At 61.7% G+C, this 14,212-nt stretch carries 13 protein-coding genes; 7 read left to right on the top strand and 6 right to left on the bottom strand.

Annotated features, from left to right (window positions below; all coding sequences use genetic code 11):
- Positions 1-2: 2 nt before the first annotated feature.
- The 4 genes from DMZ65_RS02115 to DMZ65_RS02100 form a co-directional block, all read right to left on the bottom strand.
- Positions 3-1,493 (bottom strand): DEAD/DEAH box helicase, encoded by a 1,491-nt coding sequence (locus tag DMZ65_RS02115; RefSeq protein WP_116597229.1) that lies wholly within the window; start codon positions 1,491-1,493, stop codon positions 3-5.
- A gap of 337 nt (positions 1,494-1,830) precedes the next feature.
- Positions 1,831-2,781, bottom strand: a complete 951-nt coding sequence (locus tag DMZ65_RS02110) for a glycosyltransferase family 2 protein (protein ID WP_116597228.1) — start codon at positions 2,779-2,781, stop codon at positions 1,831-1,833.
- On the bottom strand, positions 2,774-4,519 hold the full coding sequence (locus DMZ65_RS02105; RefSeq protein ID WP_116597227.1) for a glycosyltransferase family 2 protein: 1,746 nt from the start codon (positions 4,517-4,519) through the stop codon (positions 2,774-2,776). Before DMZ65_RS02105 ends, DMZ65_RS02110 begins: the two co-directional genes overlap by 8 nt.
- Before the next feature lie 79 nt (positions 4,520-4,598).
- Entirely contained in the window at positions 4,599-6,206 is a 1,608-nt protein-coding gene (locus tag DMZ65_RS02100) for a peptide chain release factor 3 (protein ID WP_116597226.1), read from the bottom strand.
- 139 nt (positions 6,207-6,345) lie between these two features.
- On the opposite strand from DMZ65_RS02100, the gene DMZ65_RS02095 reads away from it, so the two are divergent.
- From DMZ65_RS02095 to DMZ65_RS02085, 3 genes are all read left to right on the top strand, one after another.
- On the top strand, positions 6,346-7,125 hold the full coding sequence (locus DMZ65_RS02095) for an SDR family oxidoreductase (protein ID WP_116597225.1): 780 nt from the start codon (positions 6,346-6,348) through the stop codon (positions 7,123-7,125).
- A gap of 4 nt (positions 7,126-7,129) precedes the next feature.
- Positions 7,130-8,281 (top strand): YhaZ family DNA alkylation repair protein, encoded by a 1,152-nt coding sequence (locus tag DMZ65_RS02090; RefSeq protein WP_116597224.1) that lies wholly within the window; start codon positions 7,130-7,132, stop codon positions 8,279-8,281.
- A 116-nt stretch (positions 8,282-8,397) separates the two neighbouring features.
- Positions 8,398-9,486, top strand: coding sequence for an ABC transporter ATP-binding protein (locus DMZ65_RS02085; protein ID WP_116597223.1), 1,089 nt, complete (start codon positions 8,398-8,400; stop codon positions 9,484-9,486).
- Between the two features lie 35 nt (positions 9,487-9,521).
- Here the strand turns inward: DMZ65_RS02085 and DMZ65_RS02080 are convergent, their stop codons facing one another.
- Positions 9,522-10,187, bottom strand: a complete 666-nt coding sequence (locus DMZ65_RS02080; RefSeq protein ID WP_116597222.1) for a helix-turn-helix transcriptional regulator — start codon at positions 10,185-10,187, stop codon at positions 9,522-9,524.
- 222 nt (positions 10,188-10,409) lie between these two features.
- Here DMZ65_RS02080 and DMZ65_RS02075 point away from each other — a divergent pair, with 222 nt between their 5' ends.
- Genes DMZ65_RS02075 through DMZ65_RS02060 form a run of 4 tightly spaced genes read left to right on the top strand, consistent with a single transcriptional unit; the run spans position 10,410 to position 12,840 of the window.
- Positions 10,410-10,634 carry a twin-arginine translocase TatA/TatE family subunit gene (locus DMZ65_RS02075; RefSeq protein ID WP_116597221.1) on the top strand — a complete coding sequence of 75 codons (225 nt, stop codon included), beginning with the start codon at positions 10,410-10,412 and terminating at the stop codon, positions 10,632-10,634.
- Between the two features lie 3 nt (positions 10,635-10,637).
- On the top strand, positions 10,638-11,129 hold the full coding sequence (gene tatB, locus DMZ65_RS02070; protein WP_116597220.1) for a Sec-independent protein translocase protein TatB: 492 nt from the start codon (positions 10,638-10,640) through the stop codon (positions 11,127-11,129).
- Entirely contained in the window at positions 11,126-11,998 is an 873-nt protein-coding gene (gene tatC / locus DMZ65_RS02065) for a twin-arginine translocase subunit TatC (protein WP_116597219.1), read from the top strand. Before tatB ends, tatC begins: the two co-directional genes overlap by 4 nt.
- Positions 11,995-12,840: an ATP-binding protein gene (locus DMZ65_RS02060; RefSeq protein WP_116597218.1), complete on the top strand. Its 846-nt coding sequence runs from the start codon at positions 11,995-11,997 to the stop codon at positions 12,838-12,840. Before tatC ends, DMZ65_RS02060 begins: the two co-directional genes overlap by 4 nt.
- Before the next feature lie 136 nt (positions 12,841-12,976).
- Here DMZ65_RS02060 and DMZ65_RS02055 read toward each other — a convergent pair whose 3' ends face one another.
- On the bottom strand, positions 12,977-14,209 hold the full coding sequence (locus tag DMZ65_RS02055) for a peptidoglycan DD-metalloendopeptidase family protein (protein ID WP_438942694.1): 1,233 nt from the start codon (positions 14,207-14,209) through the stop codon (positions 12,977-12,979).
- Positions 14,210-14,212 lie beyond the last annotated feature (3 nt).

The following is a 14,212-nucleotide window of genomic DNA, read 5'->3' as shown; positions in this document are numbered from 1 at the left end:
CTTTAGCCGACGCGGCGTTCTTCAAAGCTGAGCGCGATAAAGCTGGGCAGATGATCGCCCATGCCCACAACCTTGTTGTCCGAACGTTTCTCGGCGCGTTTGTCAGAACCGCGCGAAGATTTCGACCGGCTGCTGCGGTCATTTCTATTCGAGCTTTCTGCCTTTTCGGCAGGCTTGTCGACCGTTTCGACCACTTTCAAATCGGCCTGAACAGCAGGCGTCTCAGTGGCTTCGGCTGCTGTCGGGGTGGCCGTTTTGGAAGATCGTGACCGGCTGCGCGTGCGCGCGGGCTTCTTCTCGGCAGTGTCGTCGGAAGACGGTGCTGCTTCGCTCGGCTCGGTCTTCTTCAGCGGATTGTCCAGACGCGGGATGGCTTTCTGGAGCAGCTTCTCGATGGCATCGAGGTTCTTTTCGTCGCGTGGCGCACAGATCATCATCGCCTTGCCGTCACGTCCGGCGCGGCCGGTCCGGCCGATGCGATGCACATAATCCTCGGCATGGCTGGGCACATCGAAGTTGAACACATGGCTGACAGAGGGCACGTCCAGACCGCGCGCCGCCACGTCAGAGGCGACGAGAACCTTCAATTCGCCGTTGCGAAAGCCATCCAGCGTGCGTGTGCGCTGCGACTGGTCCAGATCGCCATGGATCGGCGCGGTATCCAGCCCGTATTTCTTCAACGATTTGGCAACGATATCCACGTCCACCTTGCGGTTGCAGAAAACGATGGCATTGGTGCATTTCTCGCCTTCAGCCTCGATCAGCTTGCGCAGAACCGCGCGTTTCTCGGTGCCTTCACGTTCCCGGCGCGAGCCTTTGAACATGACAACGCCCTGTTCGATCGTCTCGGAGGCAGTGGCCTGGCGAGCAACCTCTATCCGGGCGGGGTTCGACAGGAAGGTGTTGGTGATACGCTCGATCTCTGGTGCCATCGTGGCACTGAAGAACAACGTCTGCCGCGTGAAGGGTGTCAGCGAGAAGATGCGTTCAATGTCCGGGATGAAGCCCATGTCGAGCATCCGGTCAGCCTCGTCCACCACCATGACCTGCACGCCTGTGAGCAGCAGCTTGCCACGCTCGAAATGATCAAGCAGACGGCCGGGGGTGGCGATCAGCACGTCAACGCCCTTGTCGATCAGGATGTCCTGTTCCTTGAAGGACACGCCACCGATCAGCAGGGCCTTGGTCAGCTTTACATGCTTGGCATAGGTGTCGAAGTTTTCGGCCACCTGTGCGGCCAGTTCCCGTGTCGGGCACAGCACAAGGCTGCGCGGCATACGCGCGCGGGCGCGACCACGGGCCAGCATGGTGATCATCGGCAATACGAAACCGGCGGTCTTGCCGGTGCCTGTCTGGGCAATGCCCAGCACGTCACGGCCTTCAAGCGCCGGGGGGATGGCCCCGGCCTGAATTGGCGTGGGCGTTTCGTAGCCAGTTTCGATTACGGCTTTTAAAACCTTGGGGTTCAGGTTCAGGTCAGAGAATTTTGTCATCTGTATCCGATTATAACGGACACTGTCTGGCCCGTACTTCTGGTGAGGATCAGGCCCGTATGGCCCAGTGGTTTTCCACATGCGCGATCCACGCGCGGTATGTACCCGAAAAGCACCTTTGGGGTCAATGCGGATGCGCTTTAGCGGCAGTTCTGTACAGGAAATTAGTCGGATCGGGCGATAAGGCAACACAAATGCTTGCAGTTTTCGCCGATAGCGGTCGATTGACCGGAAACCGGTCAGGTACAGTGCAAGATTGGCGAGATGCGACCGGAAAGCGCGGTCCGTTTTGAACTGGTCGCGCGACCGGATAAAGGTCTAGGGCGCGGGCAGCGGGTCAATGGCCCGGAAAATGGCGCGCGCGCTTTGTTTCAAGATCAAGGCGCAGGCGCCGCAACAGACCTTCGTCCTGCAAGCGCTGGCACAGGGGCGCATGTGCGGTGCAGACCTCTTCGTAGAACGCGTGCAGCCCGGCCTTGCCTTCGGTCGCTTCGATCCGAGTGAAAAGGTCATGCAGGTTCGGCATGTGCGTGCCGGTGCGTATCTGCGGTTTCAGCTCTGCCCGGTAGGAGCCGCGTTGAAGGCGGAATCGGTAGGTGCGCTGCCAGTCTTCCCAGCTTTGGGCATGAAGATGCAGCAGATCCGTGTCGGGCAGCGGCTGTTCGCCGGGGTTTTCGATGCCGTTCGCGATGACATTGTGGATCTTGATCCGGGGATCTTGCAGCGAGCTGCGGATAAAGAGCTTGCCGGCGACATGGCTGAGAAACCCACCCGACAGGTAATGGCCCCAGGTCGGAAAGCAGCGTTCTGATGCGGCTTGACGCGGCTTCTGCTCGATGTGGAACGCCTTGAATGCGGTTTCACCATCAGCGGTGCCAGAGCCCGGCGCCAATGCTTCGACCGGGCGGATGCGGGCAACCATGCAATCTGCGGGCAGGGCGGTCAACTGTTCTGCCAGCGGGGACGCGGGAAACAAAAGTTCATCCACGTCGATATGGGCCAGCCAGTCCACCTGTGTGTTGCGGTTGAACGCGTCGCGGGCATTCAGCGACTGGCGCGCCTGATGTTTGGCGGGGCGCTGTGTCATTTTCGTCCAGTAGGACGCATCACAGGCGGTGACGCGGATTTTGGGATGGGCCTTCAGGACAGTGACCGCGTCGGGGTCCGAATCGTCGAGATATAGAAACAGCCGATGCGCGCCCAGATCCAGATGCCAGGCGGCAAAGTCGAGGATCTGTTCCAGCGGTGCCTTCACGGTCGAGACGATGCCCCAGCGCATATCAACCATCGGGCAAGTCGCCGAAGACGCGGGCCACAGCGGCGTCGAGATCAAGGTTGTGGGTCAGCAGCATGTCGCGGCTGGCCAGCCGGGCGCGCAGGTCCGGCGTGTCCAGGCAAAGCTCGTCAAACATCCGCCGCACCCCGTCCTCGCCGCTTTCATCGCGCAGGAAGTCAAGCAGCGGTGCCATACCCAGAGAGTTCGAATCGGGGCGTTCACGGTACGATCCTTTGGCGCGGCGAAAATCCATATGCGCGCGGAAATGTGGCCAGTCCGGTGCGTGCAGGTGGCCCACATGGATGCCGGGAAGCAGACCGGAATTGGCAAGCCGCGCGCCTTTGATCTTGAGGGAATGCACCCCCATCCGGGCGTCGTCGATGCCGGTGCGGGCAAAGACCTTGCCGGTCGTGTGGCTGATGAACCCATCGCGCAGGTGCATGCCGAAAGTCGGGTAGATCTCTTCGGCCGCCGCGACGGGTTGTCCTGCGGCCTCGCGCGTCAGTTTGAAATGGCGGATGGTGCCGTCGGGCGAGGAAAGAACTTCTGCCGGGAGCATGCGAAGTTGTCCGTACGACTTACCCGCGTCGCCAAGAGTGGCGGCAACCGGTGCTGTTGTCAGCAGGAACTCGTCCATGTCGATATGGCCCAACCAGTCTAGATCGCTTGCCCGGTAGCTGAGCGTCGCGTTATGGGCCTGGCGCAGCTGATGTTGTGGCGGACGTTTCTTGCCCGTTGTGTCCCACCATGCGTCATCGCAGGCGGTCAGGTTCAGACAGGGATGGGCCAGCGCCGCAATCGTGGCAGGATCCGGGTCGTCGAGGTAAAGGTCGATGCGGTCTGCGCCCAGTTCCAGATGATGTGCCGCAAACCGGGCGATGTGGCGCAATGAGCCTTTCACCGTCGACACCAGACCCCAGCGCGGGGCGTTGGCCGCGAGGCCCCGGCTCAGGGCCGGGGCGGGGGGGGGCACTGGCTTGGCCTCTGCTTTTTGGCGGCGACGGCGGTCCAGGCGGTGACGCATCATCGCAAGTCGGCGAAAGACGGTGCGGTCCTCCGCGATCAACCGGTCCAGCAGGTGATGCGCGAGCGGGCGGATCACGGCGTCCCGGTCCGCATCCTGCCAGAGCCGCCCCAGCATGTTCACATCCAGACCGCCATAGGACACCGAATAGGCATCCATCTGCATGGGCAGGGTTTCGGACATCCTGGCCGCCAGTTTGAAGGGCCGACCGGGCGCAAACCCGGAATACAGGCGCTCTGTCTCGTAGAGCTTCATCGTCCCGAACAGAACGGTCATCGCTTGTCCGGTTTGCCGTTGCGCAGCCGTCAGCCCGTGATCGCCGAATGTCGTGATGGAGGAGACCAGCCAACGCAGATCCAGCCGCGCCAGCAGGTGATCGGCATGTTCGGCCCAGAGCCTGTGGAACAGCGCCGCCGTATGGCCGGGTTGCGCGCGCTTGCGCAGATGCGCGATCAGCAATCCGTTCAGCGCGCATAATTCGGACGCGCCTGCAAGCTCTGCCCTGATCTCACGGCGCTTGCGCTGGTGGGACGATTTGAGCGGCGCTTGTTCGTCCGGGTCGGTCGCAGGGGCCAGAACCACGCGGTCAAGCAGCACGGTAAGATCAGTATCCAACGGCGGCAGGGCTTCGTTGCGTCCAAATGCCAGGGGCTTGCGCCGGGCGTCCATCTGCCGAAGGATCGCCGGGAATCCGCCCGGATAGGTGCCGTTGTCCTGCTCGCTCATGGGCGCGAAGATGCCGCGCCGCGGGGCAGGGCGCAAGCGTGGCGTGAGCACCGCACGCCTCGACCGGTCGTCGTGGCGATCAGACCATCATTTCCTTGGTGGCCGACAGGGTGACATCCGGATGATCGCGACCAATCCGGTCAATGTCCCATTGCAGGCGGGTCAGGTAGACGACGTCGCCATCATTGTCATGGGCGATGTGCTGCTTGTTCGCGTCGATGAATTTGTCCAGCGCCTGTTTCGGGCCTGTCGCCCAGCGGGCAGAGGTGAATTGCGACGGCTCGAACCGCACGGGCAGACCGTATTCCAGCTCGATCCGGCTGGCCAGAACCTCGAATTGTAGCGCGCCCACGACACCGACGATGAAGCCCGACCCTATATCGGGTTTGAAGACCTTCGCGGCACCTTCTTCGGCGAATTGCATCAGCGCTTTTTCCAGATGTTTTGATTTCAGCGGATCGCCCGCGCGGCATGATTGCAGCAGTTCCGGTGCAAAGCTGGGAATGCCCGAGACGCGGATCGCCTCGCCTTCGGTCAGCGTGTCGCCGATGCGCAATTGCCCGTGGTTGGGAATGCCGATGATATCGCCGGCCCAGGCCTCTTCCGCCAGTTCCCGGTCAGAGGCCAGAAACAGCACCGGGTTGGTGATCGACATCGGCTTTTTCGACCGCACATGGGTCAATTTCATGCCGCGGTGAAAGTGACCGGAGGAGAGCCGGACAAAGGCCACGCGATCGCGATGCTTGGGGTCCATATTGGCCTGCACCTTGAACACGAAGCCGGTGACCTTTTTCTCATCCGGAGAGATTTGCCGAGGCTCGGCGCGCTGGACCTGCGGTTCGGGGCCGTAGGTGCCGATACCGTCCATCAGTTCCTTGACACCGAAACTGTTGATGGCAGAGCCGAACCAGATCGGCGTCATATGTCCTTCCAGCACCGCTTGCGGGTCCAGTTTTGGCAGCAACTCGCGGGCCATCTCGACCTCTTCGCGCAGCTGGTCAAGCAGGTTGGCAGGCACATGTTCCGCCAACTTCGGATCATCCAGCCCGTCAATCGCGATCGATTCCGCAACACGGTTGCGGTCGGCGCGGTCCATCAGTTCCAGCCGGTCGCGCAGCATGTCATAGCAGCCCAGAAAATCGCGGCCCACGCCGATGGGCCAACTTGCGGGTGTCACGTCAATCGCCAGATTTTCCTGAATCTCGTCGATGATGTCGAAGGTATCGCGGCTCTCGCGGTCCATCTTGTTACAGAAGGTCAGGATCGGCAGATCGCGCAGGCGGCACACCTCGAACAGTTTCTGGGTTTGGCTTTCCACACCTTTGGCCCCGTCGATCACCATCACGGCCGCATCCACGGCTGTCAGGGTCCGGTAGGTATCTTCGGAAAAGTCCGAGTGGCCGGGCGTGTCCACCAGATTGAAGCGGAACTCGCGGAAATCAAATGACATGGCCGAGGCAGACACCGAAATCCCGCGATCCTTTTCCATCTGCATGAAGTCGGATCGCGTGCGCCGCGCCTCGCCCTTGGCGCGCACCTGTCCTGCCATCTGAATGGCCCCGCCGAACAGCAGGAACTTTTCCGTCAGCGTGGTCTTGCCGGCGTCGGGATGCGAGATGATCGCAAAGGTCCGGCGGCGGGCAATCTCGGCAGGCAGGTCGGGGCGGTTTGGCAGGGCGTCTAGCATGTCCGCGCGTATAGGTCGGGGCCGAAGGCTTGGCAAGCTTGGGACGCATCGGCCGATACGCGGTATTTTGCGGCGTTGTGCTGGCGCGCCGCGCGGCCCGGTGCTACGGATTTGCCTGAAAAGACAAAGGGAGACTGTCATGGATCTGGGAATCACAGGCAAGCGCGCGCTGGTTTGCGCCTCAAGCAAGGGCTTGGGACGAGGCTGTGCCGAGGCGCTGGCAGAGGCTGGCGTCGATCTGGTCATCAATGCCCGCAGCGAAGGACCCTTGCAGGAAACAGCGCAGGCGTTGCGCGACACTTATGGCGTCGAGGTCACGGCAGTGGCCGCCGACATCACCACGGAAGAGGGGCGCGCGCAGGTTCTGAAAGCGGCGGGAGACGTGGATATTCTGGTCAACAATGCAGGCGGCCCGCCTCCGGGCATGTGGACCGATTGGGAGCGTGAGGATTTCATCAAGGCGCTGGATGCCAACATGCTGACGCCGATCGCGCTGATCAAGGCGCTGGTGCCGGGGATGATGGATCGCGGCTGGGGCCGGGTGGTCAACATCACCTCGCAATCGGTGAAATCGCCCATTGCGGTGCTGGGCCTGTCCAATTCGGCGCGCGCTGGCCTGACCGGCTATGTCGCTGGCACGTCGCGTCAGGTCGCGGGCAAGGGCGTGGTGATGAACAACTTGCTGCCGGGTATCCACGCCACCGATCGCGCGACATCGCTGGATACCGGCGTGGCCGAAAAGGAAGGCATCACGCTGGAGGAGGCCGCGGCACAGCGTGCCGCGGGCATTCCCGCCGGGCGTTATGGTACGGCGCAGGAATTTGGCGCGACCTGCGCGTTCCTGTGCTCACAATATGCGGGCTACATGATCGGGCAGAACGTGCTGCTGGATGGTGGCGCGCTTAACGCGACGATGTAGGCCCGTGGCACGCGGACCGGATGGCAAGGGCGGCGGCGCGGGGTTCTCGCTCGCCGACCAGCTTTTCAACGCCGGAACCATCGGAGATCTGGCGTCAGAGCTTGCGGCAGGCATTCCCGGTTTTGACGCCGCGCGGTTCACGTCTGACGTCATGGCAGGGCTGGCGGACCGCACGCTGCTGGCCCGCCTGGATTGGATGGCGGATTGCGCAGAGGCGCAATTGCCACACGATTTCAATGCTATGGCGGACTGTCTTGAAGCGTCCTTGCCACCGCCATTGGATGCGGACCTGACCGATGACGATTTCGGCCGCTTCATCCACGGCATCCACGGTGTGTTGGCTGTGCGGCACGGATTGGAGGCGCATCACGAACGTGCGCTGGATTTGCTGCACGCCGCAACGCGCCGTTTTTCAATGGAATTCTACATCCGTCCTTTTTTGAACCGCTGGCCCGAACCCACGCTTGCGCGGCTCGATCTGTGGGCGGTGGACGACAATTATCATGTGCGACGGCTGGTCAGCGAAGGCACGCGGCCAAAGCTGCCATGGGCACGGGCGATCACGCTGGACCCGCTTGTGCCGCTGCGGTTTCTTGATCTGCTGCATGCCGACCCGACCCGCTATGTGACAAGATCGGTCGCCAACCACCTGAACGACATCGCAAAAACCGCGCCGGAGGTTGTGGTGGACCGGTTGTCGCGCTGGCAGGCCGAGGTTCGGCAAGACAAGGCAGAGCTGGCCTGGATGACACGCCACGCGTTGCGCAATCTGGTCAAGCAGGGGCATTCCGGTGCCTTGCAGTTTCTTGGCTACCGGACAGATGTCCCGGTGCAGGCGGCATTGCGAGTGACGCAGCCCGCGAGGATCGGGGACGTGTTGTCGTTGGAGGCAGAGATACGGTGCAGCAGCGACCTGCCGGTGATTGTCGATTACGTCCTGCATTTTCACCGCCCCAACGGCAAACCGGGCCGGAAGGTGTTCAAGCTGAAGCAGGCAAAGGTGAAGGGCGGAACGCCGCTGGTCTTGACGCGTCGGCATCCGCTGAAAGGCGATGCCACGACCTTTCGCCTGCATCCCGGCCCGCACCGGGCAGAGCTTCAGGTCAATGGCCGCATCATTGCCGAAACGCGGTTCGATCTGGAACAGGCAGAGTGACAGGGCGCGGCGTGATCGTGCAAAGCCGCGCAGGCGCAGGGTTGCGATGCTTCGCGCGGGCTGATACGGCTCGCGCCAATTCCGATACTTTTCATCGGGTTCCGTGAGAGGCAGAGGTGAGCGAACAGGCCCCCCCCCGACTTGAGGTTCGGCATCTGGTCCGTCGTTATGACGGCAAAGCTGTGGTGAACGACGTCTCCCTGTCCATTCAGCCGGGTCATGTGACCTGTCTGCTGGGGCCGTCGGGCTGCGGGAAATCGACAACTTTGCGGATGATCGCCGGTGTCGATATGCAGGACGCGGGCGAGATCTATGTCGATGGCAAGCTGATCTGCGATACGGTCTTTCGTGTCCCGCCGGAACGTCGCGGTATCGGGCTGATGTTTCAGGATTTTGCCTTGTTTCCGCATCTCAGCGTCGGCGAAAATGTCGCCTTCGGGCTAAGCGGCAGTGGTGCTGCAAAACGCGACCGGGTCACAACGTTGCTTGACCGTGTCGGGCTGGGCCATTTCATCGACGAATATCCGCACCAGCTTTCGGGGGGCGAACAGCAGCGGGTGGCGCTGTCCCGCGCCCTGGCACCGAAACCCCGGATCATGCTGATGGACGAGCCGTTTTCCGGGCTGGACAACCGCTTGCGCGACGGCATCCGCGACGAGACGCTGGCCTTGCTGAAAGAAGAGGACGCCTCGGTCCTGCTGGTCACGCATGAGCCGGAAGAGGCGATGCGCATGGCCGACGAGATTGCCTTGATGCGTGACGGCCAGATTGTCCAGCAGGGCGCGCCCTACAACATCTACAATGCGCCGGCAGACAAGGCAGCGGTTGCTTTCTTCAGCGACATCAATGCTCTGCGCGGAACGGTGCAGGGCGCGCTGACGCAAACCCCCTTTGGTCAGTTCCTGTGTCCCGGCGTGCCGGACGGCGCAGAGGTGGATATCGTCTTTCGTCCGCAGCATGTCGGCATCGACTTCGACCGCGATGGCCGCGGCCCCAACCCGACGCCCCGCGAAGGAACGCCGGCGCGTGGATTTGTCGAACGGGCGCGGTTCATGGGGTCCGAAAGCCTGGTCGAGTTTCGCATGGCGCATGACGGATCGCTTTTGCGCGCGACGGTGCCGAACGTCTTTCTTCCCCAAAAGGGCCAGCCGCTTTGGCTGACCATTCGCCGGGATCGCTGTTTCGTTTTTTCCGCGAAGGATTGACCCGGCCCTGGCGCTTGTTTGCGTCGGAGCGTCGGTCAGGTGTTCCTGGCCTCGAAATCGCTTAAGCGTTTGCCGGGTTCATCGACAAACAGGCCGGGCAGGGGCTGCAAGGTCTCAATCCGGTCGATCCGGCAAGTCATGAAATCGGACAGGTCTTCGTTCCATGCCACGCAGGTCCAGACCCGGCCCCAGTAGTCAAGTTTGAGCGGGCGAATGGTTTCCGGCGCGGCTGCATCGTCCCGTTTGATCCGAAGTTTTTGCCGCGCGCGTATAGCTGCGCGAAAGCCCGGCATGTGACGAAAGCCGCGCGCGGCGTCTGCGAACGGTCCGGTGGCAAAGCCAAAGCTTTGCGGCGCGCTGGACAGATCCGCCGGGAGCACCGCGTCGATCTTTTCCGACAAAGCCTTCGCGGCACCGCGCAATGTCTCGTCGCCCCCCTCGCCAACCACCGCCAGTCCAAGGTGCAGCGCTTCAAGCTCTGCCTCGGTCAGGTTCAGCGGCGGCAGGGTGATCGCGGCACGCGCGGTATAGCCCAACCCCCGCTCGCCTTCGATGGGGATGCCGGACGCGGCCAGCACGTCCATGTCACGATAGATGGTGCGGATGGACACACCCAGACGTCCAGCCATGTCTTCGGCCCTGTGCAGCCTGCCATCCTTTAGAATCTCAATCAGCGCGTAAAGCCTGTCACTGCGTTTCATGCGGCCCTTTCCGACGTGCCTGCCTGTCTGGCGAGACCTGTATTCTGACAAAATTCTGACAACTGACAAGATGCTGACATAAAATGCACCAAACCGCGCAGCAAATCGGCTGATGGCGCTGTTTTGGCACTTTCAACTGGCCCCATGACTGTCGTAGACAACGACCAAGGTTGAGGAGCGTTGTATGGACTGCGTGGCCTCGAAAGACGGGAGAATTGAAAGATGCTGAACAACATCGGTCTGCCAGGCCTGCTGCTGATCGCCGTTGTCGTGCTGGTGCTTTTCGGGCGCGGCAAGATTTCCTCGCTCATGGGCGAGGTCGGCAAGGGCATTACGGCCTTCAAGAAAGGTGTCGGAGATGGCACGCAAGAGCTTGAGGACGAACGCTCTGAAGAGGCCAAGGACGTGACGCCTGAAAACACTGAAGACCACAAAGACAAGGTCTGAACCATGTTCGGGATGGGCTGGACTGAAATTCTTGTCATCGGTGTTGTTGCGCTGATCGTGGTGGGTCCGAAGGACCTGCCTGTTCTGTTTCGCAATGTCGGTCGCTTTGCTGGCAAGGCGCGTGGCATGGCGCGCGAATTCAGCCGTGCGATGGAAGACGCGGCGGACGAGGCGGGCGTGAAGGACATTCAGAAATCCATCCGCACGGCGACCAACCCCGTGGGCAGCGCGCTTGACGGGGTGAAGGATGCCGCGCGGTCGATGACCGATTTCAAACTTGATCCGGAAAGCGAGACTGGAAAACTGGCAGAAGAACGCGCGGAAGCCGCCCGCAAGATCAAGGCAGGCACCGCCCGCAAGGCCGCAGAACGCAAGGCCCGCGAGGCAGAAGACGCGCTTGAGGCCGCCGAGGCGGCAGAGGCAGAAGTCGCGCAGGTTGACACGGCGAAGCCCGCGCCAGAGACCAAGCCCGACAAATCGGCAGGTGACGCATGACCCAAATCGATCACGACGAGATCGAGGATAGCTCTGCCCCGCTGATCGAACATCTGGCAGAACTGCGCACCCGGCTGATGCATTCGGCCCTTGCCTTCGTTCTGGGCATGATCATCTGTTTCACCGTCTGGAACCCGATTTTCAACTTTCTGACGCATCCGCTATGCGATGCGATGGCGGCGCGCGGCACGGCCGATTGCGGGCTGATCCTGATCAAGCTGCAAGAGGGCTTCTTCGTCGCGATCTCGATCTCGCTTATGGGCGGGCTGATGCTGTCATTCCCCTATATTTCCTATCAGATGTGGCGGTTCGTGGCACCCGGCCTGTACAAGTCCGAGCAGGGGGCGTTCCTGCCCTTCCTGATCGCCTCGCCCTTCATGTTCTTTCTGGGCGCGTCTTTTGCGTTCTACATCGTCACGCCGCTGGCTTTTGATTTCTTTCTGGGCTTCCAGCAACCGGGGACTGTGCTGAACGAAGAGGTGACGAATGGCACCGCAGGCATCGCCTTTCAGGGGTCCGCGCAGGAATATCTGAACCTGACGATCAAGTTCATCGTGGCCTTCGGGCTGTGTTTCCAACTGCCTGTCCTGCTGACGCTGATGGGCAAGGCGGGGCTGGTCTCGTCCGAAGGTCTGGGCAATGTGCGCAAATATGCGGTGGTTGCCATTCTGGTTCTGGCAGCCCTTGTCACGCCGCCGGATGTCATCACGCAAGTTATCCTGTTCGTCGTGGTCTACGGGCTGTATGAGATCTCGATCTGGCTGGTGCGCCGGGTAGAGACCAAGCGCGAGGCGCGTCTGCGCGCCGAAGGCTACTATGATGACGAGGACATCGAAGACCCGTTGATGAAGGACTTCGACGATAAATGAGAAAATCCAAGTCGCTGAAACGTATCGCCCAGGCGCTGGAGCGTATGGCTCCTGCACCGCTGGATGCCCCCGATTTCGACCAGGCAGATGCGTTTGTCTGGCATGTCGCGCCGGATCGCTTGCAGCCGGTCCCGCGGGTCAACCGGGTGGATCTTTCGCTGCTGATCGGTGTGGATCGGTCGCGTGACACGTTGCTGGCAAACACGCTGCAATTCGCCCGAGGCTTGTCCGCCAACAACGCGCTGCTTTGGGGCGCGCGGGGGATGGGGAAATCCTCGCTCGTCAAGGCGGTCCATGCGTCGGTGCTGGCAGACGGGCTGCCGTTGAAGATTGTCGAATTGCAGCGCGAGGATCTGCCGTCGGTGGGGCGGCTTCTGGCCCTGCTGCGCGGCTCTGAGCACCGGTTCCTGCTGTTCTGCGATGATCTGTCCTTCAGCCATGATGACCAGCATTACAAATCGCTCAAGGCGGTTCTGGACGGCGGCATCGAAGGGCGCCCGGACAATGTGGTGTTCTATGCCACGTCGAACCGCCGCCACCTGATGCCACGCGACATGATCGAGAATGAGCGTTCGTCCGGGATCAACCCGTCCGAGGCGGTCGAGGAAAAGGTCTCGCTTTCGGATCGTTTCGGGCTTTGGCTGGGCTTTCATCCGTGCAGTCAGGACGAATATCTCGCAATGATCCGGGGTTATTGTGACGCTTATGGCGTCGAGATCGACGACGAGACATTGCGCGCCGAAGCGATCGAATGGCAAGCCACGCGCGGTGCCCGTTCGGGCCGTGTCGCCTGGCAATATTTCACGGATCTGGCAGGGCGCAGAGGCGTCGCCTACAGCTGATCCGGCCTGTTATCGGTCTGATCAGGCAACGCGCCCAATGTTTGAACACTTCGGTGTCGTGTTTCTGAGAATGGCCTTCATTGCATGGCCTTTCATCCCAGAAACGCCATGCAGATTGTCAATTATCGGCTGTGTCTCAGCGCAGATACGACGTCGGATCGACACTTTCAAAGCCTTCGCGCACTTCAAAATGCACATAGGACGGGTTCCCTGACCGGATCTTGCCGATTGACTGGCCGCGGCTGACATTATCGCCCTTGGAGACGCTGATATCGTCCACCCGGATATAGACGGTCATCAGATTGTCTGGGTGTTTGACAACCACGATGGGGATATTGTTCTCGTCGGTGGTGATCGCGGCCACCTTGCCGCTTGCCGCCGCTTTTACCGGGGTACCGGGATTGGCGGAAATGTCGATGCCTTCGTATTTACCCTTGCTGTATTCGCGGATGATAGAGCCGTCGACCGGCATGCTCATCTTCGCATTCGATGCGGGCTGCGTCGTTTCTGCTGCCAGGTTGGGCGAGGCCGGCGCCGGTGTCGGCGTTGACGCCGGTGCCGGTGTTTCTGCGGGCAGCGGTTTCGACGCGCTTGGCGGCGTCGGGGTCGGGCTGCCAGTGCCGGGCGCTTCGGTTGTGTTGGTCGCCTGGCTGGAGGACGCGGATGCGGCAGAGCTTGGCGCTTGTGTGACGGGTGGGATCAGCAGGAATTGACCTTCCCGTATCGTGAACTCCCGGTCCAGCCCGTTCCATTCCGACAGGGCGCGTACCGATACGCCGTAAAGCCGCGAAATGGTGAATGCGGTCTCGCCGCGTGCAACCTTGTGGCGGATCGGTTCCAGCCCGCTTTGGCCAGAGGCAGGCGAGGGGGTGGTACGCGCGGGTGTCGCGGGCGCGCTGTCGATTGCGGCACTTGCCAGTTCGGTCACACTGATTTGCCCGGCCGCGCTTGTCCCGGTGGCGGACGAGGGTTCCGCAACGCGGCGGGGCAGGGCGATGACTTCCCCGCTGCGCAGCGAGTCGCCGGGTTGGATGCCGTTGTGACGCGCCAGTTCGTCGGCAGGCAGGCCGATCCGGTTTGCGACGCTTTGCAGCGTGTCGCCGCGCCGGGCGATGGCGACCTGATAATTCGGATAAGAGATGATGCCGCGATCATCCGGTTTCGGCCTTGATGCGGTGGCCGATTGCGCGGCGTCCGATGTATCGAACGCGCCGCCGATCCTGCCGCGAAGGTCCAGATCCAAGGGGCGTTCGCAGGCGGCCAGCAGCACAAGGGCGCTGCTGGCAAGCAGTGCGGCGGGAAAGCGTCGGGTCGCGTAAAGCGTCATCTCGATATCCTCAATGCGCCCCTTGTTGGTCCGGGGCGTCATGGC

Origin of the sequence: Primorskyibacter marinus (assembly GCF_003313245.1) — a bacterium.
Taxonomy (GTDB): Bacteria; Pseudomonadota; Alphaproteobacteria; order Rhodobacterales; family Rhodobacteraceae; genus Primorskyibacter; species Primorskyibacter marinus.
The sequence above is the reverse complement of the archived record's forward strand: the minus strand, read 5'-3'. Positions and strand labels throughout refer to the sequence as shown.